Origin of the sequence: Bradyrhizobium sp. ORS 375 (genome assembly GCF_000239775.1) — a bacterium.
Taxonomy (GTDB): Bacteria; Pseudomonadota; Alphaproteobacteria; order Rhizobiales; family Xanthobacteraceae; genus Bradyrhizobium.
Genome location: NZ_CAFI01000105.1, coordinates 13,425 through 32,396 on the forward strand (window position 1 = coordinate 13,425; position 18,972 = coordinate 32,396).

Annotated in this window: 16 protein-coding genes; 6 read left to right on the forward strand and 10 right to left on the reverse strand. The window is 65.6% G+C overall.

Annotation, left to right across the window (positions count from 1 at the left end; genetic code table 11):
* Positions 1 to 120 precede the first annotated feature (120 nt).
* Together BRAO375_RS09050 and BRAO375_RS09055 are read left to right on the forward strand one after the other, a co-directional pair.
* Positions 121 to 1,395 carry a serine hydrolase domain-containing protein gene (locus tag BRAO375_RS09050; protein ID WP_009027161.1) on the forward strand — a complete coding sequence of 425 codons (1,275 nt, stop codon included), beginning with the start codon at positions 121 to 123 and terminating at the stop codon, positions 1,393 to 1,395.
* Between the two features lie 234 nt (positions 1,396 to 1,629).
* Positions 1,630 to 3,144, forward strand: a complete 1,515-nt coding sequence (locus BRAO375_RS09055; protein WP_009027162.1) for a sensor histidine kinase — start codon at positions 1,630 to 1,632, stop codon at positions 3,142 to 3,144.
* A gap of 9 nt (positions 3,145 to 3,153) precedes the next feature.
* Here BRAO375_RS09055 and BRAO375_RS09060 read toward each other — a convergent pair whose 3' ends face one another.
* Entirely contained in the window at positions 3,154 to 3,888 is a 735-nt protein-coding gene (locus BRAO375_RS09060; protein ID WP_009027163.1) for a cytochrome c biogenesis CcdA family protein, read from the reverse strand.
* A gap of 329 nt (positions 3,889 to 4,217) precedes the next feature.
* Positions 4,218 to 4,463: a hypothetical protein gene (locus BRAO375_RS09065; protein WP_009027164.1), complete on the reverse strand. Its 246-nt coding sequence runs from the start codon at positions 4,461 to 4,463 to the stop codon at positions 4,218 to 4,220.
* A gap of 603 nt (positions 4,464 to 5,066) precedes the next feature.
* On the opposite strand from BRAO375_RS09065, the gene BRAO375_RS09075 reads away from it, so the two are divergent.
* The 3 genes from BRAO375_RS09075 (at position 5,067) to BRAO375_RS09085 (ending at position 7,845) form a co-directional block, all read left to right on the forward strand.
* Positions 5,067 to 6,287 (forward strand): LysR family transcriptional regulator, encoded by a 1,221-nt coding sequence (locus BRAO375_RS09075; protein ID WP_009027166.1) that lies wholly within the window; start codon positions 5,067 to 5,069, stop codon positions 6,285 to 6,287.
* Between the two features lie 7 nt (positions 6,288 to 6,294).
* Complete coding sequence (locus tag BRAO375_RS09080; protein ID WP_006611929.1) at positions 6,295 to 6,690, forward strand: helix-turn-helix domain-containing protein; 396 nt, start codon at positions 6,295 to 6,297, stop codon at positions 6,688 to 6,690.
* A gap of 336 nt (positions 6,691 to 7,026) precedes the next feature.
* The gene (locus BRAO375_RS09085; RefSeq protein ID WP_009027167.1) at positions 7,027 to 7,845 is read left to right on the forward strand and encodes an enoyl-CoA hydratase; all 819 of its coding nucleotides are present in this window, start codon (positions 7,027 to 7,029) and stop codon (positions 7,843 to 7,845) included.
* A gap of 30 nt (positions 7,846 to 7,875) precedes the next feature.
* On the opposite strand, the gene BRAO375_RS09090 is transcribed toward BRAO375_RS09085, so the two are convergent.
* The 7 genes from BRAO375_RS09090 to BRAO375_RS09125 form a co-directional block, all read right to left on the reverse strand.
* Positions 7,876 to 8,541: an NrsF family protein gene (locus BRAO375_RS09090; protein ID WP_009027168.1), complete on the reverse strand. Its 666-nt coding sequence runs from the start codon at positions 8,539 to 8,541 to the stop codon at positions 7,876 to 7,878.
* On the reverse strand, positions 8,538 to 9,170 hold the full coding sequence (locus BRAO375_RS09095; RefSeq protein WP_009027169.1) for an RNA polymerase sigma factor: 633 nt from the start codon (positions 9,168 to 9,170) through the stop codon (positions 8,538 to 8,540). The genes BRAO375_RS09090 and BRAO375_RS09095 overlap by 4 nt, the downstream gene beginning before the upstream one ends.
* Before the next feature lie 209 nt (positions 9,171 to 9,379).
* Complete coding sequence (locus tag BRAO375_RS09100; protein ID WP_009027170.1) at positions 9,380 to 10,117, reverse strand: DUF6969 family protein; 738 nt, start codon at positions 10,115 to 10,117, stop codon at positions 9,380 to 9,382.
* A gap of 609 nt (positions 10,118 to 10,726) precedes the next feature.
* Complete coding sequence (locus tag BRAO375_RS09110) at positions 10,727 to 11,056, reverse strand: hypothetical protein (protein WP_009027172.1); 330 nt, start codon at positions 11,054 to 11,056, stop codon at positions 10,727 to 10,729.
* 89 nt (positions 11,057 to 11,145) lie between these two features.
* Positions 11,146 to 12,225 carry an isocitrate/isopropylmalate dehydrogenase family protein gene (locus BRAO375_RS09115; RefSeq protein WP_009027173.1) on the reverse strand — a complete coding sequence of 360 codons (1,080 nt, stop codon included), beginning with the start codon at positions 12,223 to 12,225 and terminating at the stop codon, positions 11,146 to 11,148.
* A gap of 136 nt (positions 12,226 to 12,361) precedes the next feature.
* Positions 12,362 to 13,429: an alcohol dehydrogenase gene (locus tag BRAO375_RS09120; protein WP_009027174.1), complete on the reverse strand. Its 1,068-nt coding sequence runs from the start codon at positions 13,427 to 13,429 to the stop codon at positions 12,362 to 12,364.
* Positions 13,430 to 13,667: 238 nt separating this feature from the next.
* Complete coding sequence (locus tag BRAO375_RS09125; protein WP_085964480.1) at positions 13,668 to 14,786, reverse strand: CaiB/BaiF CoA transferase family protein; 1,119 nt, start codon at positions 14,784 to 14,786, stop codon at positions 13,668 to 13,670.
* A gap of 314 nt (positions 14,787 to 15,100) precedes the next feature.
* On the opposite strand from BRAO375_RS09125, the gene glgA reads away from it, so the two are divergent.
* Complete coding sequence (glgA, locus tag BRAO375_RS09130) at positions 15,101 to 16,489, forward strand: glycogen synthase GlgA (protein ID WP_244423149.1); 1,389 nt, start codon at positions 15,101 to 15,103, stop codon at positions 16,487 to 16,489.
* Between the two features lie 153 nt (positions 16,490 to 16,642).
* On the opposite strand, the gene BRAO375_RS09135 is transcribed toward glgA, so the two are convergent.
* Entirely contained in the window at positions 16,643 to 18,766 is a 2,124-nt protein-coding gene (locus tag BRAO375_RS09135) for a methyl-accepting chemotaxis protein (protein WP_009027178.1), read from the reverse strand.
* Positions 18,767 to 18,972: the final 206 nt, after the last annotated feature.

Here is an 18,972-nt window from a genome sequence, read left to right on the forward strand (position 1 = left end):
CGACGCATCCCTGGCCTGCCATTGGAAGTGGGACGTTTTTCGGCTATCACCCGCACAAATGGCCGTGCGCATGATCCTTGCGCACGCCCGCAGAAACAAGATCACAGCGGAGACGTCCCGATGCTCGCCCCGACCCCTGCCTCGCCCGAAACCGTCGGCATGTCGAAAGCCGCGCTCGATCGCATCGATGCGCATCTGCAGCAGCGCTATATCGACGCCGGCCGCTTCCCCGGCACCCAGCTGATGGTCTATCGCCGCGGCAAGATCGTGCATCAGAGCTCGCTCGGCTATGCCGATGTCGAGCGCAGGGTGCCGGTCACGGACCAGACGATCTACCGCATCTATTCGATGACCAAGCCGATCACCTCGGTCGCCTTCATGATGCTGGTGGAGGAAGGCAAGGTCGCGCTCGACGAGCCGGTCGCGAAATACATTCCGGAGTGGAAGAACCTGGGCGTGTTCGTCGCCGGCACGGCGCCGGCCTTCATCAGCCGGCCGCCGACGCGGCCGATGCTGATCGTCGATCTGCTGCGCCACACGTCAGGGCTGACCTACGGCTTCCAGCAGCGCTCCAACGTCGATGCCGCCTATCGTGACGCCAAGATCGGCGCGGTCGAGAAGGCCGGCACGCTGCAGTCGATGATCGATGATCTCGCGAAGATTCCGCTGGAGTTCTCGCCCGGCGAGGCCTGGAACTACTCGGTCTCGACCGACGTGGTCGGCTATCTCGTCGGCAAGATCGCCGACAAGCCGTTCGAGCAATTCCTGAAGGAGCGCATCTTCGATCCGTTGGGCATGGCCGATACCGACTTCCACGTCCCTGCATCCAAGGCGCATCGGCTGGCGGCGTGCTACTCGGCCGATCCGGCGGGCATGATGTCGTTCCATGCCGCCGACCGCAAGGGCGGCCTGACCTTGCAGGACGATCCCGCCGCCAGCACGTTCCTGAGCCCGCCCGACTTCATCTCCGGCGGCGGCGGCCTGTGCGCAACGACGGCCGACTATCTCACCTTCTGCCGCGCGCTGATCAATGGCGGCGAGCTCGGCGGCGTCCGGCTGCTCGGGCCGAAGACGTTGAAGCTGATGACCTCGAACCATCTCCCGGGCGGCGTCGACCTGCCGGCGCTGTCGCGCTCGATGTTTGCGGAGGCGGCCTATAACGGCATCGGCTTCGGTTTGGGGTTCTCGGTGACGATGGATCCGGCCAAGACGCTGATCGCCGGCAGTCCCGGAGAATATGCCTGGGGCGGCGCCGCCTCGACCGCGTTCTGGATCGATCCCGCCGAGGAGCTGATCACGATCTTCATGACCCAGGTGCTGCCGTCGAGCGCCTACCCGATCCGGCGCGAGCTGCGCTCGATGGTCTATGCCGCGATCACCGAGAGCAATTTGTAAGGTCCTGGCGCGGACGAAATCGCGCCGGGAACCGGGGATCAGCGCTCCGCCGCGCTTGGCGGAGGCACGCCGCTCTCCTATGCTGACACCGATGTGAACGGCGGCTGCCGCGGGGCCATTGCGGACGCTGCCGGTCCAGCCTGATATCCTTCCGCTGCAAACAATGGCCGCAACCGCCGCGCCCGGTGGCGGCATCCTGCCAAGCGACCGAGATTCGCACCCCAAGGGGCATCAGTGCCAAAGCTCACCCTGCCGGTCCGGCTTGCTCTGTTGGTCGCAGGGACGACGCTGCCGCTGATCCTGTTCGCAGGCGGAATCGTCTTTCACAACTACACGCAGGATCGCAGCGAGGCGCGGCAGCGCGTGCTCGAGACGGTGCGCAGCATCCGCCTGACGCTCGATGCGGAGATGCAGCGCATGACCGGCGGCGTCCAGGTGCTCGCGCTCACCGACGCCTTGACCAGCGGCGACTTCGAGCGCTTCCGCCCGATCGCCATGGGCTTTCTCGAGCAATACGGCAGGGACGGCACCATCCTCGTTGCGGACCGCGCGGGTCATCAGCTGTTCTCGTCGGCGACCACCGATACGGCCCACCTGCCCCTGCGCAGCAACCGCGGGATCACCGAACGCGTGTTCGAGACCCGGAAGCCGCAATATTCGGACCTGTTCTACGGCGTCGTGAAGAAGAGCCTGATCATCACCGTCGAGGTCCCGGTGCTGCGCGACGGCCAGGTCATCTACGACATCTCGTTCAGCCCGCCGATCGAGATGTTCCAGAGCATCCTGGAAAAGCAGCGGCCGAATGCCGACTGGACGCTGTCGCTGCTCGACCGCAAGGCAACGGTGTTCGCGCGGGTCCCCAACGCGGCCGAGACCTTCGGCAAGCAGGCCTCGCCCACCGTCTATGATCGCATGATGAGCGAGCACGAGACGACCCTGTCGAGCCTGTCGCTCGAAGGACAGCCGCTGCTGTCGAGCTTCACGCATTCAAACCTGACCGGCTGGATCATCGGCGCCGGCATCAGCGAGACCTCGCTGGTCGCGCCGTTGTGGCGCAACCTCGCCATCACCAGCCTGATCGGCGGCATCATGCTGGCGATCGGGCTGGCCTTCGCGGTGCGGATGGCCACGACGATCGCGCGCGCCGAGATGCTGCACGATCTCCTGATCGAGGAGCTCAACCATCGCGTCAAGAACACGCTGGCCATCCTGCAGGCGATCGCGGTGCAGACCTTCCGCAGCGCCAGCCGGTCCGAGCGCGAGAAGTTCGAGGGCCGGCTGGGCGCGCTCGCCGAGGCGCACAATCTGCTCAGCAAGGAGAAGTGGCAGGGCTCGGAGTTGGAGGACGTGATCGGCCGCGTGCTCAAGCCCTACCGGCTGAACAACCCCGAGCGCATCCGGATCGCCGGCCCGAAGGTCCCGCTGTCGCCGCGGCTCGCGGTGGTGCTGTCGATGATCGTGCATGAGATCGCGACCAACGCGGCCAAGTATGGCGCGCTGTCCAACGACACCGGCACGGTCGACCTGTCCTGGGAGTACACGCCGGCGGATGCGGTCAAGAAGCTGCCGGCGCGGCTGCGGCTGGTCTGGCAGGAGACCGGCGGACCGGTGGTGTCGGCCCCGATCCAGCGCGGCTTCGGCTCGCGCCTGATCGAGCGGTCAGCGCGCGACCAGCTCGGCGGCGAGGCCACGGTCGACTTCCTGCCGCCCGGCGTCGTCTACACCATCACCTGCAAGCTCGAGGACTGATCGCTCTGCTCAGCCGAACTTCTGCAGCGCCGGGAAGGTCTCGAGCAGCCAGATGCTGAAGGTCGAGACGGCGCCGGTGAGGAAGCCGATGCCGGTCACGATCATCAGCACGCCCATCGCCCGCTCGACATTGACGAGGTGGCCGCGCATCCGCATGAAGAGCGCCGAGAACTGCTCGATCATGAAGGCCGCGACCAGGAACGGGATGCCGAGCCCGGCGGAGTAGATCGCCAGCAGCCCGGCTCCCTTCGCGACCGTGGATTCGGCAGCGGCGATCGACAGGATCGCCGCCAGGATCGGGCCGATGCACGGCGTCCAGCCGAAGGCGAAGGCAAGGCCCATGACATAGGCGCCCCACAGCCCGACCGGCTTCGGAATCGGCAGCCGCCCCTCGCGCATCAGGAACGCAATCCGAGTCAGGCCGAGGAAGTGCAGGCCCATCACGATGATGACGATGCCGGCGAGGATCGACAGCTGCTCCGACCAGGCGCGGATGAGGCCGCCGATCAGCGAGGCGCTGGCGCCGAGCATCACGAACACGGTGGAGAAGCCGAGCACGAACAAGGCCGCGGAGATCATCACCGCGCGTCGCGAGGCCGCCGGCGGCTCCTCGCTCTCGATGTGCTCGATCGTGGCGCCGGTGAGATAGACCAGATAGGGCGGAACCAGCGGCAGGACGCATGGCGACAGGAAGCTCACCAGGCCGGCGATGAACGCCGCCGGAATCGATACGTTCTGAATCATGCGAGTCCCGCGCTACGTCCTCATGACGTCCCCCTGGGCGCATCCTGACGCCCGGGCATGCTGCTTCATGCCGCCGATGGGAGGATTACGCAACAGAAGCGCCGAAGTTACGGCGGCATGGCGCGGGTTGATGTGTCACGAAGCGGAGCTTCGGTGCCATCTGCCAGGGATCGCGGGATCCGGCAACGAGGACGCCAGACGGCGCCCGCTCTGCGCCCGCGGCCGCCGATTTGGAGGTCGGGGCCTCTGACGTTGCTCCCCGTCTCACATTGCTGTCACGGCATATCACGAATGCGCTAAATGCACCTTTGTGCACATAACGAACTATGCTACTTAACGACTCGCAGGAGCGGCTGACGACGCTGGCCCGGCTGCAGTTTCGGATCTCGCAGCTTGTCCGGATTGTCAGACTGAACCATCTCATCGCAGAGCGACTTCAGATCGTCCTCGCTCAAACGGTTCAGCTTCATGCGCAGGTCGAGGATGGCGACCGAGATCAAATGCGCGGATTCGCGATTGCCCGTCGCGACCAAGGCCGCGCGGCATTGCTCAAGCGATGCGAGCACTGCAAACATCTGTTCGTCCGAGTTGGCCACGGGCGTCGTTCCGTTCTAGCGTGCGACGAGATGGAGCCGAGCAGATCCCGGCTCACGGATGGCTTTCCAATACGTCATCTGTTGCTCCCCTGCGCCCGTCCCCGCCAGCTCGGTATCGCCCCCCGCGTCCAGAGCTGTGGTCGGCTCGCCAACGTCTCGCACGTAATCGCGCGACGACGCTTGATCGAAATCTAGGATTCGATGAGTCAGCGCCACCATCCGTTCATCAAGATAGCATGACGGCTGGCCATCTTCGAATACCATTTCAGTGCGGTTCCGACAAAAACCGTCGATGTTCGACTCGATTCGCGCTAAGCGTGTCTCTGGCATACATTGTGTGTACCCCTGCGCGACCGCAGGCGGTAAGGCCATGCTGCAGAGGATCGAAGCCGAAAGACTCATCTCGAGCGTCAATGTCTCAACCAACCCATTCGAACCGATTCATCGAGCCGCCTCGTCGAAGCAACATGTCGAAGCGACTTTTCGAAGCGACTTGTCGAAGTGACCCATGGCACGAACTGCGCCATGTCCTGTAGTTTCCGTAGTTTATCGGTAGCACTCTAGCAGGCGGAGAGAGCTTGTATGCGCGTTGCGGCGGAACGGGGCGTTCCTCAGAAGGAACGCCAGGAGGTGGCAGCCTCCGATGCGACTCTGGCTCCGGCCGTCCAAGACGACGCGCCTGCCGGCGCGGCGATCCGCAATGCAGGCGATGACGGCGCAGCGGCTTCCGGCGCGGCGCCGGTGAAGCCCTCCCAGCGCCCGGCCCCGAATCGTCCGGTCCCCCCGAAGCCAGCCGCCAGCAAATCGGCGCTGGCCAATCTCACCGACTGGGATGCAGCGCGCATCTTCCTCGAAGTCGTCAGAGCCGGCAGCTTCCGCTCGGCCGCCGAGCGGCTCACGCTGTCGATCAATGCGGTGAGGCGGCGCATCGACGATTTCGAACGGCAGATCGGCGCGACCCTGTTCACGCGTGACGTTCACGGCGCCCGCCTCACCGACGAGGGCGCGCTGGTGGTCTCGGCAGTCGAGCGCATGGAGGCCGCGTCATTCGAGCTGCTGCGCGCCGGCGACGGTCTTGCCAGCGCCGCATCCGGCGAGGTCCGCGTCGCGGTGACCGAGGGACTCGGCACCTTCTGGCTCGCGCCACGGCTGGTCGAGTTTCAGCAGAGCTTTCCGAACGTGAATGTCGACCTGTACTGCGCGATGCGCTCGGCCGACGTGTCGCGTCACGAGGCCGACGTCGCCATCCATTTGTCGCGGCCGGCGGCGCTCGACGTCAAGCTGGTCCGGCTCGGCCGCATGCATCTGATGTGCTTCGCCAGCGAGAAATATCTCGAAGCGTATGGCATCCCAAAGACGATTGACGAGCTGGTCAAACATCGCTTGGTTTTGCAAGTAGCGGATGAAGCGGCAGCGAATACAGCTTTCGCGACCATCTTCCCCGGCTATGAGCAGCGGGACCTGATCGCGATGACCACCAATGTCTCCAGCGCCAATTACTGGGCCGTCGCCCACGGTGCCGGCATCGGGGTGTTCCCAACCTATGCGAGTGCGCTGGGCGGGAAGATCATACCCCTCGAAGTTGATCTGAAGTGGTCGTACGACATCTGGCTGTCATACCATGCCACCACAGGACGCATCCCTAGGGTGCGTCACATGATCGACTGGCTGGTGGAGGCTTTTAACCCTGGCAAATACCCGTGGTTTAAAGACGAATTCATTCATCCACAGCAACTTAAAACAGTATATATGGGTGAACCCCTGACCCATTTATTCGGGGGATTTCCGATGGAAGGACGGTAAAATCAGTATGAACAAGTCAGCGGCTAAGAAAATGAAGCAGCGCAGTGCCGGCAAGCCCGATATCGAGCTTGGCAAGCGCATTCGCCTCCGGCGTGTAGAGCAGAAGATCTCGCAGGCTGAGCTCGGCGAGAAGCTCGGCGTGAGCTTCCAGCAGGTCCAGAAGTACGAGAAGGGTGTCAACCGTGTCGGCGCTGCGCGTCTGCAGCAGATCGCCACCGCGCTCGACGTGCCCGTCACGTTCTTCTACGACGGCGACAACAAGGCCCGCGAAGTCGAGAGCCTGCTGTTCCTGGACTCGGCGTTCAGCCTGCGGTTGCTGCGTGCCTACAGCAAGATCAAGGACCAGACGGTGCAACGTCAGCTGGTGTCCCTGATGGAGTCGATCGCCGCGAACGAAGAATGAGCGGGGCCATCTGACAGGTCTCCGCTTGATGGGTATGGGCCATCATCGCTCGAGGGCGCAACTTGGGGGCGCCAAGGCGTTCTGCCAGCTCGGGCGAGTTCACGGCTTTGGCAAACGCGCCGATCGACCGACACGGCCGGTCTTCGGCCTTTCTGGTCCGCCCAGCGTTGGCTGCGCGGTCTGAGGCTCCGTGACCCTCCTCTGCCTTCTCTGCCGTCATAGGAAGTGGCGGCATGCCGGCGTTTCGCCGGGCGCGTCTCTCAACCATGATCTGACGTTGACGCCGCATCGGCCGCGGTGAACGATGGCGCTGTCCCCGCGCTTCCCTGGATACGCATGCCAACCATCTCGAAGTCGCCCGTGGCCTTCGCCGAGGGCAAGATCCTCCTGACCGTCGACGACGGGGTCGGGATCGTCACGTTCAACAATCCCGAGAAGCGCAACGCCATGTCGCTGCAGATGTGGGAGGGCCTCGGCCAGGCCCTGGTCGCGCTGCGTGACGACGCCGCCGTCCGAGTCGTGGTGCTGACCGGAGCCGGCGACAAGGCGTTCGTGTCGGGCGCGGACATCAGCCAGTTCGAGCAGAGCCGCCACAATGCCGAGGCCTCGGAAGCCTATGCTCAGCGGAGCGCCGCCCAGCGGGCGCTGCTCGCCGACTTCCCCAAGCCGACCATCGCCTGCATCCGCGGCTTCTGCCTCGGCGGCGGGCTGCAGATTGCAATGCTGGCCGACATGCGCTTCGCGGCGAGCGACAGCCAGTTCGGCATTCCCGCCGCCAGGCTCGGCATCGCCTATGGCTATGACGGCTTGCGCAACCTGGTGTCACTGGTCGGCCCCTCGCAGGCGCGGCTGCTGCTCTATACCGGCCAGCGGATCGACGCCACCGAGGCGCTGCGGATCGGCCTCATCGACCGGATGATGGGCATTGACGGGCTGATGCCGGCGACGCTCGACATCGCCCGCACCATCGCCGGCAACGCCCCACTCGCCGTCCAGGCCGCCAAGATCACGATCGCGGAAGTGCTGAAGGACGAAAGCCGCCGCGACATGGCCGCGATCAAGCGCATCGGCGACGCCTGCATGGATTCAGAGGATTTTCGCGAAGGCCGCCGCGCCTTCATGGAGAAGCGCAAGCCGGCGTTCAAGGGACGGTAGCCGCCGATCGCGGAAGCGCCCCCTTCCCGCCTAGCTGATATCGGCGCGCGGCGCGATCCACTCGAACATGCGGCGGCCGAACAGGCCGCCGAGGCCCAAGAACATGGCCGCCGCTCCGAAGTTGAACATGATGATCATCGCCGTCGCATCGCCTGCATGAAACAGCGAGAGCGCCGTTGCAGTGATCGCTGCGACCGACAGGCTGCCCATCAGGGTGACCGCTGTCGGGCGCAGCGGCGCCGCGTAGCGCAGCATCACCAGCATCGCGAGGGACAGCGGCAGACTCGTCAGCACCAGCGTCGCCAGGCAACGAGTCGCTTCGCCAACACTGACCCCGTCTGGTCCCATCGAGATCCACGGCATGAGGCACTGGTAGCCGATGTTGGACAGCCAGATCACCGCGGCCGGCGCAGGAAGCAGCAGCCACGATCGCGAACGGTCCGGCAGGCTGACGAGAAAGGCCGCGACCGCCGCCAGCACGCCGGTCATGACCGCCCCGGCCATGCCCACGGCAAATGCCGGATCGCACAGCCGCGGCATGAGGTCCGAACGCATCCCTTGGCTGACCGCAAGCAGCGCGACGACCAAGGCCGCGAGCAGCAGCCAGCAGGCCGCGCGCACCAGCGGCGGGCGCAGGCGCCGTACCGGCTTCATGTTCGCGGCGAGGGAGTCGATGAGATCTGGTGTCGCAATCATGTCTCGCTCCGGTCGCCCAACATTCTGCGCAGATTCTTCACTGCGCGATGCACGTTGACCTTCAGAGAGGCGATCGACATGCCGCTCGCCTGCGAAGCTTCCTTCAACGACATCTCCCTGAGCCTGAGAAGGTGGACTGCCTGGCGTTGCATCGGTGGGAGTTCGTCGATCGCCTTTTTCAGTTCGCGCCTGTCCGATCCCTCGTCAAATCTCACTTGGAGGGCGGCCACAGCCTCGTGCTCAGCCGCCAGCGGCAACTCCCGACGACGTCGACGCCCCTGGCTTCGCAGCCGGTCGATGAACCGCCGCTTCGCGATCGTCACGAGCCACGGGCCGAACGGCCTGGTCGGATCGAAGGTATGCCGAATGGCATGGACCGTCAGCAGCACGTCCTGCACCGCGTCCTCGATATCGCCGGGATCGCGGTGGCGGCGTGCCGCCAACGAACGCAGATAGGGTGTGATCTCCCGAAGCAGACGCTGATACGCCGCCCTGTCGCCGTCCTGGGCATGGGCCATCAGGATCGCCCATTCGGTATCGGGGATTGTGGCCCGGGACGCCTCGGGTGCAGCCTCACAACCGCTGCCGACGAGCCTGAGCTGCGGAGAGCGGCTGCTCGGATCAGCCATCGGCGACATCCGACGGAGCTCGAAACGGTCGAATCCCGCGCGCTGCGAACGGAATCACGGGCACGCCAAGGCGCGGCGCACATCCAGGGATCAGCAAGGCCGGTAACATGATCTCCGCCAGGTTCGGGGCGACTTGCCGATGGCTTCATGGCAAACCGGTCGGGGCAGTAGCCCGATCATTCAGATGTTCGTCGCAGGGCGCGGAAAGGTTACGCGTGGCCTTCCCCGCCGCTCTCCAATCGGGCGTCGAGCCATGCGATCTGAGCTTCGAGCGAAATATCCAGCGAGGAGGTTACTTCCAGGCGCCGGTCCTCGTAGGCATCGCAGTCCGGATGCGTCGCACGCCAGCGATCGACCGCAGCGTCACGTTGATGGAGGAGCAACTCGATCTGCGGTCTGAACAGAACCAGCATGGCGGTGATCCAGCGGTCGACGGGCCGTTCGCCACCGATCACGAAACGGTCGAGCATCGCGATCGCATCAGGAGCGCGATACCACGTCTCCGCAGTCACCCAGCGGTTGGTGGTGAACAGCCGCTCGGGCAGGCCTGTCGCCGTCATCGAGATCGCGACGAGATGCGTGATCGCGGCGCCATTGTCCGGAGCCCTCGCGAGCTTCGGCGGTAGCACGCCCGGTATCTCGTCCGTCCCCATGAACGTGTGGAAATGAGCATAGTCATGACGGTCCCGCTCGTCGGGAGCATGCGCGTGGAGAAAGAATTGCGCATGGGAGCAAGGGTCGCGCACATCGTCGGGCGGATAATGCTCCCACTCGACGAACCCGTCGCTTCCGCGCAGCACCTCCATCACGAGGTTGCTCCCGCTTTCATGAAGCTCGCGCATGCAGTCGACGACCGTCTCTGCCGCCGTCGCCATGCGCGACAGCAGCTCCGGCGAAAGCCATGATGCATCGTCACCGGACACCAGCGTAAGCCTTCGATCCGTCATGTCGTGCGTGCCTCTGAGCGAGAAAGGCCGGAGACGGCATCATGCGACACGCACCGTCTCCCTCATGGCAATCCGCTGGACGAGATACGTCGACCCGCGTGGTGGTTACTTCTTCGCGGCGCAAGGATTCGCCTTGGCCGCACAGGGGTTCGCCTTGCACGGATTGGCCCCCCGCTTGGCCGATTTGTGCTTGGGCGCACACGGATTCGAACCGGCGGCCGCCGGGGCCGGTGCCGCCGCGACCATGCCGGTGACAGCAGCGATCGCACCCAACGTTTGCAGGCTCTTCTTCAGTGTAGACATCTCAGTCTCTCCTTGCGTTAGGACAATCGACCGCGTCTCAGACGCGTCGTCACGTTCGCCAGCCATGTCCGGCGCGTCACCGTTCGTGCCGGGATCGGAAAAGGTTACGCCGCTTGGAAAAAAGCCGGCGCGATCCGGAGGACCCTGACCGCTGTGCCGAAAGGCGTCTGCGGGACTGGCCGGGATTGAGGGTTACGCCTGCCCCGGACTCCTACCCGGCGCGAGCCGTGGGCCCTCGCTCGGCTCGTGCGCGTGTCAGCCGCCGCTGGCGCGACCATGGGGCCACACCTGCGCTGACGCCGAGCTTCAGGTGATCTCCTCGACCGAGAGCGCCGGCGACGACCGTGCGACGGCCGGCCGGAATCCGATGAAGAAGAACAGGGGATTCGGCAGCCAGTACAGCCATCCAACCGAAGGTTCACGCATTCCGTCCGGTAGATGCAGGTCGAGCCAGACGTAAAAGAACTTGTAGACGCAGAACCCGGGATGCCAGCTCGCTGTCAGCCGGGCCGTCCTGAGGCAACTCCGCGCGATATAGTAGTTGCCTTCGAACGGCATGATCCCGAACACGCCGATCGGCCCCTCGGCGATGACTTCGCCGCTGGCGCGATGCCTGATCCGGACGCGTCGCGACATGCTTCGACCTCCTTGCAGCCCGTGCTGCTCGTTCGTCGCATGTCGAGAAAGGTTACGTTCGCGCGGCGGCCGGAGGCGCCGTTGCCGGCCTAGAGCGCCTCCAGCACCGCCTTGGTGACGTCGATCGTGCCGGCGTGGCCGCCGAACTCGAACGGCTTGAGACCGCCTCCATACACCCTGTCGACCGCCTGCTCGATCCGCTGTGCCGCCTCGGCGGCGCCTTCGATGCCGTGGGTGTCGGCCAGCCAGTCGAGCATCATCGCCGCCGAGAGGATCATCGCCGTCGGATTGGCCTTGCCTTGCCCCATGATGTCAGGCGCGGTGCCGTGGCAGGGTTGGAACACGGCGTGGCGATCACCGATGTCGGCCGAGGGCGCCATGCCCATGCCGCCGACGAGGCCGGCAGCGAGATCGGACAGGATGTCGCCGAACATGTTCTCGGTGACCAGCACGTCGAAATCCCACGGACGCTTCACCAGCATCAGCGCGCAGGCATCGATGTAGAGGCGGTCCGTCTTCACGTCCGGATGAAGGTGAGCGACCTCGTCGAAAATCTTGCGGAAGTACGCGAAGGCTTTGAACACATTGGCTTTGTCGACGCAGCCTAATGTGCCGGGACGGCCCCGCGCCTTGCGCCGCTCGGCGAGCTTGAAGGAGAAGTTGAAGAGACGCTCGGAGGTCTTGCGGGTGATGACGAGGGTCTCGCGCGCCTCCTCATGTGTCACCACACCTTTGCCCATTGAGGCGAACAGCCCCTCGGTCGACTCGCGGATGACGACGAAATCGATGCCGCGCTCGGCGGCGCCGACGATCGGGCTCGGCACGCCCGGGATCAGCCGGGCCGGCCGGACGCCGGCATAGAGATCGAAATGGAAGCGCAGCTCGATCTGCGGCGCGATCTCGGTGTTATCGGGATAGCGGACCGACGGCAGGCCGCAGGCGCCGAGCAGGATGGCATCCGCCTCCTCGCACAGCCGAATCGTGGACTCGGCGATCGAGGCGCCGGTCGCAAGATAGTTGTTTGCCCCGGCCTGCGCCTCGGTGAAGCGGAACGACAGGCCGGCCTTGGCCTCGACCTTGCGCAACACTTCAAGCGCCGGCGCCATGACCTCCGGCCCGATGCCGTCACCGGGGAGGACTGCGATGTGAAGGGCGTTGGTGGAGGACATGAGCAAGGCTTTCGAGGGGCAGGATACAACTCCGTCATGCCCGGGCTTGACCCGGGCATCCATCTTCAAGCGATGCGGTGCCTGAGGCGTGGATGGCCGGGTCAAGCCCGGCCATGACGAGAAGAGAGAGCGGAGGTTACGGCGTCAGCACCGCGCGGCCGACCAGCTGGCCCTTCTGCAACTCGTGCAGGGCATCGTTGGCCTTGGCGAGCGGCATCGGGGTGACCGGGATCGGCGCGATGTTCTTGGCGCGGACGAGATCGAGCAGCTCCTTGGTCTCGCGGAGATTGCCGACATAGCTGCCCTGGATCGTCACCGCCTTGATCGGAATGAGCGGCAAGGCCCACGGCGCGCCGCCGCCGAACAGGCCGACGATGACGAGCTTGCCGCCCTTGGTCAGGCAGTCGAAGCCGAGCTGCGCGGTGGCGGCATTGCCGACCAGGTCGATCACGGCCCGGATCGGCTCGCCCGCCGCCTTGTTGAGCTGCTCCAGCGCATCCGGCGCCTTGCCGTCGACCGCGGCCAGCGCGCCTGCGGCCATCGCGGCCTCTCGCTTGCGCGCATCGATGTCGACGACGATCGCGCCCCTGCCGCCCATCGCCTTCAGCAGCGACAGCGCCATCAGGCCGAGACCGCCGGCGCCGAAGATCACGATCGGCGTATCGAAATCCTTCTCGACCTTCTTCAGCGCGCTGTAGGTCGTCACGCCCGAGCAGGCGTAGGGCGCCGTCGTCACGGGATCGAGCCCCTTGAGGTCGATCAGATGGCGCGGATGCGGCACGGTCATGTGATCGGCATAGCCGCCGTCGCAGTAGACGCCGAGCGAGGCCGGCTTCAGGCACATGTTCTCGTCGCCCGCCAGGCATGTCGCGCATTTGCCGCAGCCGATCCAGGGATAGACCAGCGCGACGTCGCCGACCTTCAGCCCGCCCTTCTCCGCCTCCGTCACGTCAGGTCCGAACGCCACGATCTCGCCGGCGCTCTCGTGCCCCATGGTCCGCGGCAGCGACACGCCGCGATCCTTCAGGGACAGCGGCTTGCGGCCGTGGCCGAGATCATAGCCGCCTTCCCAGATGTGCAGGTCACTGTGGCAGACGCCGGCGGCCTTCACCTTGATCAGCACCTGCTTGCCGAACGGCTGCGGCGTCGGCTCGTCGACCTCGGTCAGCGGCGCGTTGAAATCGGTGACCTTGAAGCTCTTCATGCGTTCACTCCCGTGGTCCGGTCGGCGGCGGGACCGGACGGCGTCATGACGGGACCAGCGGGCGACGTCTTGCGCAGGGGCAAGCGTGGCCTCGACATCTCCTCCCGGCACGAGCGCGTCCGGCGGATCCGGACTGTTCTTGCGATGTCAGGAACATTGGCCGGAAACGCGCGGAGCAGCAAGACCGCGCGCATGGCGCGTCCTCATGGCAGCCCTGCAGCCTTTTGCCTCAGCGTCCTCACCCGTTGTCCCGCGCGATCGCCGCCGCCTCCCGCAACACATCGGCGGTGTGCTCGCCGAGACTGGCCGAGCGCGAGCCCGCCGCGACCTTCGCCTCGGACATCCGGAACGGCAGGTTGACGACCTTGAACGTGCCGGCATCGTCCTCGACGTCTGCCAGCGCGCCGCGATGGGCGATCTGCGGATCGGCCAGCGCCTCGGCGACGCTGCGATAGGCCGAGCTCGGTACGCCGCCCGCGTTCAAGGCGGCGACGCAGTCGGCGACGCAGAGCTGGCCCGACCAGGCTTCCACACCATCCATCAGCGCGCCCCAGTTTGCCCGCCGGTCGGAATATCGGGCGAACCGGGCATCGCTCGTCCACTCGGGATGGCCGATCACCACCATCAGGTTCTGGAACGTCTTCTCGCTGGCAATGGCGATCATCACATAGCCATCGCGGCACGCCGCCGGGCCGAAGGTCGGCCGCGACGGCTGCACGACCGGAAACTGCGACCATTGGATCTCGTTCAAGGTCAGGCTCAGCATCGACTCCAGCATCGAGCAGTCGATGTGCTGGCCGCGGCCGGTGCGCTCGCGCTGATACAGCGCGGAGGCGATGGCGCCGAAGGCGTAGGTCCCGGTGACCACGTCGGCATGATAGATGCCGCAATAATCCGGCCGGTCGCGCCCCGGCTGATAGGCGAGATGGGCCATGTCATAGCCCGAGGCGGCGTGGATGACAGGCGCATAGGCCGGGAGTTCCGCCGACGGGCCTGTCTGGCCGTAGCCCGAGATGGAGCAGTAGACCAGCCGTGGGTTGAGCGCACTCAAGGTTGCATAGTCCAGCCCGAGCCGCTGCATCACGCCGGGCCGGAAGTTCTCGACCAGGATATCGGCGGATGCGACCAGCCGACGCACGGCTTCGACTCCCTCGTCCGACTTGAGATCCAGCACGACACTTTTCTTGCCGACGTTGAGCTGACCGAAAGCGGTGGAGCAGCCATGCCGCATTGGCGGCCGGTTGCGCATGGTTTCACCTTCGGCTGACTCGATCTTGATCACCTCCGCACCCATATCGGCAAGCATGCGGGCACAATGCGGGCCGGCGATGGTGGTCGAAAAGTCCAGCACGCGCAGGCCCTCGAAGCATCCTGTCAAACGGCTCTCATGCTCTCGATCTAGACTCACGCGTGTAGCTCCCTGTTGTCGGCGTTTCTTCTGTGCCGGACGTGGCCGAAGGCCGGCCCGTCCTTGCATTTACGAAGCGTAAGCCATCGGACGCCGTGCGCGTCTTGTCCAGATCGAACCATTCGATGTCGAACGCGTTTGGTCTTTCGCGGCGCTGCGGCATCGCTTTTTGTTGATGACTGAATTTGGACCCTTTCTTGCATAGGACGAACATGGGGCTTGATCGAGGACATCTCTTGCGGGTTCTGTTCGTTACGACCGAAATGGACGATTTCGTCCGGGTGGGCGGACTGGCTGCGGTTTCCGCGGCACTTCCCCGGGCATTGCGCTCTCATACTGACGTCAGGATCATGCTGCCCGGCTACCGGGACGTGATCGAGCAACTCACTCACATCGAGATCGTTGGCCGCTGCGATCCCCTGGCAGAGATGCCGGGCTGCGCGCTCGGCCGATCATCGACGCGCGACGGCCTGCCGGTCTACGTCCTGCTCTGCGACGAGCTGTACGACCGGCCGGGCAATCCCTACGGCGACGAGAGCGGGCAGGACTGGGCGGACAATGACATCCGCTTCGGCCGTCTCGCCGCCGCGGCGGCCGAGTTGGCCGCCGGCACGCTGGACACCACCTGGGCAGCAGATCTCGTGCACGCCAATGACTGGCAGGCGGCGCTGGTGCCGGCCTATCTGGCGTGGCGCGGGGTCGACGTGCCCTCGATCCTGACCATCCACAACCTGGCCTATCAGGGCCTCTTCCCGCGAGAGTCGCTGCGCCGGATCGGCGCGCCGGAATCCTCGTTCCACATCGACGGGCTGGAGTTCTACGACAAGCTCTCGTTCCTGAAGGGCGGCCTCGTCTATGCGTCGCATCTGACGACCGTCAGCTCGACCTATGCCAAGGAGATTACGACCTCCGAGCTCGGTTGCGGCCTGGAGGGCCTGCTGCGCCAGCGCTCCAATGCGCATGAGCTGACCGGCATCCTCAACGGCATCGACGAGAGCTGGGATCCCCGCTACTGTCAGAAGCTGGCGCAGCCCTTCGCCGCGGGCGACTGGAACGGCAAGAAGGCCAACGCCGATTATGTCCGCAAGCAGTTCGGGCTCGCGGTCTCGCGCGGTCCGATGTTCGGAATCGTCGCGCGCCTGGTACATCAGAAGGGCATCGATCTCGTGCTGGAGGCCGCCGACGAGATCGTCGGCGCCGGCGGTCAGATCGTCGTCACCGGGACCGGCGAGCCTTCGATCGAGCGCGCCTTGATGGACGCCCATCGCCGCCGGCCGGACGCCATCGGCGTCGCGATCGGCTTCAACGACGCCCAGGCCCGGCGCATCTTCGCCGGCAGCGACTTCACCCTGATGCCGTCGCGCTTCGAGCCGTGCGGCCTCAGCCAGATGTACGCGCAGCGCTTCGGCTCGCTGCCGATCGGACACCAGACCGGCGGCCTCGCTGAGACCATTACCGACGGCGAGACCGGGTTTCTGTTCGAGAAGCCCTCGGCAGAGTCGTTCCTCGGCGGCGTCAAACGGGCCTTCTCCGCGTTCCGGCGCACCGAGCAGCTGAACGCGATGCGGCTGTCGGCGATGGCGCGCTCGTTCAGCTGGGACCTCTCGGCCGCCTGCTACAACACGCTGTATCGCAAGATGCTGGCGTCATAGGCAGTGCCTTAGCCCGGATGAGCGCAGCGACATCCGGGTTCAACACCAGCGGCGCATGAGACCCGGATATCGCTGCGCTCAGCCGGCCTACTGTCAAACAACAAGAGCCCGGACATGGTCCGGGCTCTTTCTTGACTGCTGAAGCGGCGAGCCCTAGGCCGCGCGCACTGCTTCGAGGAAGTTCCCGACCTCGCGCTTGAGGCGGTTGGAGTCGCCGGCGAGCGATTTGGCCGACGACAGCACCTCGGCCGAGGCCGAGCCGGTCTCGGTCGCGCCGCGCTGCACGTCGGTGATGTTGGACGAGACCTGCTGGGTGCCGTGCGCCGCCTGCTGGACGTTGCGGGAGATTTCCTGGGTGGCTGCGCCCTGCTCCTCGACGGCGGCCGCGATCGCAGCCCCGATCTCGGCGAGACGCTCGATCGTCGAGCTGATCGCCTGGATCGCGTTGACCGATTCCTGCGTCGCCGCCTGCACGCCAGAGATCTGTTGCGAGATCTCGTCGGTGGCCTTGGCCGTCTGCTCGGCCAACGCCTTCACCTCGGTCGCGACCACGGCGAAGCCGCGGCCGGCCTCGCCCGCGCGGGCTGCCTCGATGGTGGCATTGAGCGCCAGCAGGTTGGTCTGGCCGGCGATGGTATTGATCAGCTCGACGACGTCGCCGATGCGCGCGGCCGCCTGCGACAGCTCGGCGACCCGGCTGTTGGTCTGGCGCACCTGCTGCACGGCGTCGCCGGCCATGCGTGCGGAGCTCTGCACCTGCCTGCTGATCTCATTCACCGATGACGACAGCTCCTCGGTGGCGGACGCGACCGACTGGACGTTGGCGGAGGCTTCCTCCGACGCCGCCGCGACAACCGTGCTGAGCTCTTTCGAGCGGTTGGCGGTGTTGGTCAGGGTATCCGCCGAGGTCTCGAGTCCGGAGGCGGCCGACGACACGGTGTTGACGATCTCGGCGATCGTGGCCTCGAAGTTGCGCGTCAGCGTATCGAGCCGGCGGGCGCGATCGATCTGCGCCTGCGCGTCGCGCTGCGCCGCCTCGTCGGACTGCTTCTTGGCGATCAGGGCGTCCTTGAAGATCTTCAGCGCACGCGCCATCGCGCCGATCTCGTCCTTGCGGGATTCGTTCGGAATGTCGGCGCTCAACTCGCCATTGGCGAGGCGCAAGGTCACGCCGGTCAGGCCGACCAGCGGGCCGATGACGCCACGCACGACGCCGATCACGACGGCGACCGAAACGGCGGCGACGAGCAGGAGAACGCCGAGCGCAATGAACAGGCGCAGCCGGGCCGCGCCGATCGCCTGATCGATCGACTGATGCGCCGACTTCAGCGCAGCATCGCGCAGCACGATGACATTGTTCAGCATCGGCGTGGTCCAGCGGCCCCACTCCTCCGCGGTGATCGGCGACGGCTGACCGTCGCGCGCGGCGGTCACGATCGCACGATAGCGGCGCTCGCCGTCACCCATCAGCGTCGTACGGACATGCTCGAGCGCCGACGTCACCTCCGGCGTGTTGCGAACGCTGCGCGCCGCAAGCTCGATCTGCTGCCACAGCAAGGTCACCTGCCCACTCTGCTCGGTCACTTCGGCGAGACGCACCGGCGTCCAGCCTTGGTTCTGGATGAAGAAGCGCAGCACTGCGGAGCGCGCGCCGTTGATGGTGCGCATCGACTGCGAGAGCTGTGCCAGCTGCCCGGACGGCAGGAGATTTTCAACATCGCCGCCGACGCGCGACAGCTCGATGGCGGTCTCGTCGATGGCGGCGTTCAGCGACTCCGCGGCTCGTCCGAGACCATCAGTTGTTGTCGCCTGGATGTTCGCGGGGCGCTGTGCGGCCGGCAGCGGAACGGCGCTGCGCGCAGCCGATCGCACGCCGCGCAGGGTCTGCTCCGCGGCGTCGATGTTGCTGATCGGCAATCCCGCCAGTTGCGCGGCGGACTTGGCTTGCGCCAGCGACGCGTCGGTGGTGGCAATGGCCTTGTCCAGCTTGGCGACGTCGTCAGCCGACGCGGATGCGCCGGCGGCCAGCAGATTCCACTGGCTGCGCTCGAGCGGGATCTGCGCGTTGACCTTCAGGACCAGTTCGAAGGCGTCCAGCACCCGCGCCGCCTGCTCGCGCTTACCCAGATCGCCCCAACTGCTCCATGCCAGCGCAACAGCGAAGGCCATGGCGAAGAAGCCGGTCAGCAGGTTGCCTGCGAGAATTTTCCATTTGAGACTGACCGCTCCGGCGTCCGCCTGAAAGGTGTCGCTCTGCATCGTTGCACGCTTGGACATCGGTCGTTCCCAATCAGTTGGATGGCGAGGTCAGCCGAATTCGCGAGCAGCCATAGCGCATGCGCACAACGGCTTTCGGACACTCCGACCTGGCCTGCAAAACAGATCGCGGCATCGCTGCCGCCCGCCACAATGATTAAGAACGAACTACGACTAATCCCTTAAAGTGGAACGAACGGGCGGTATCGGATTGCCACTCGACTGGA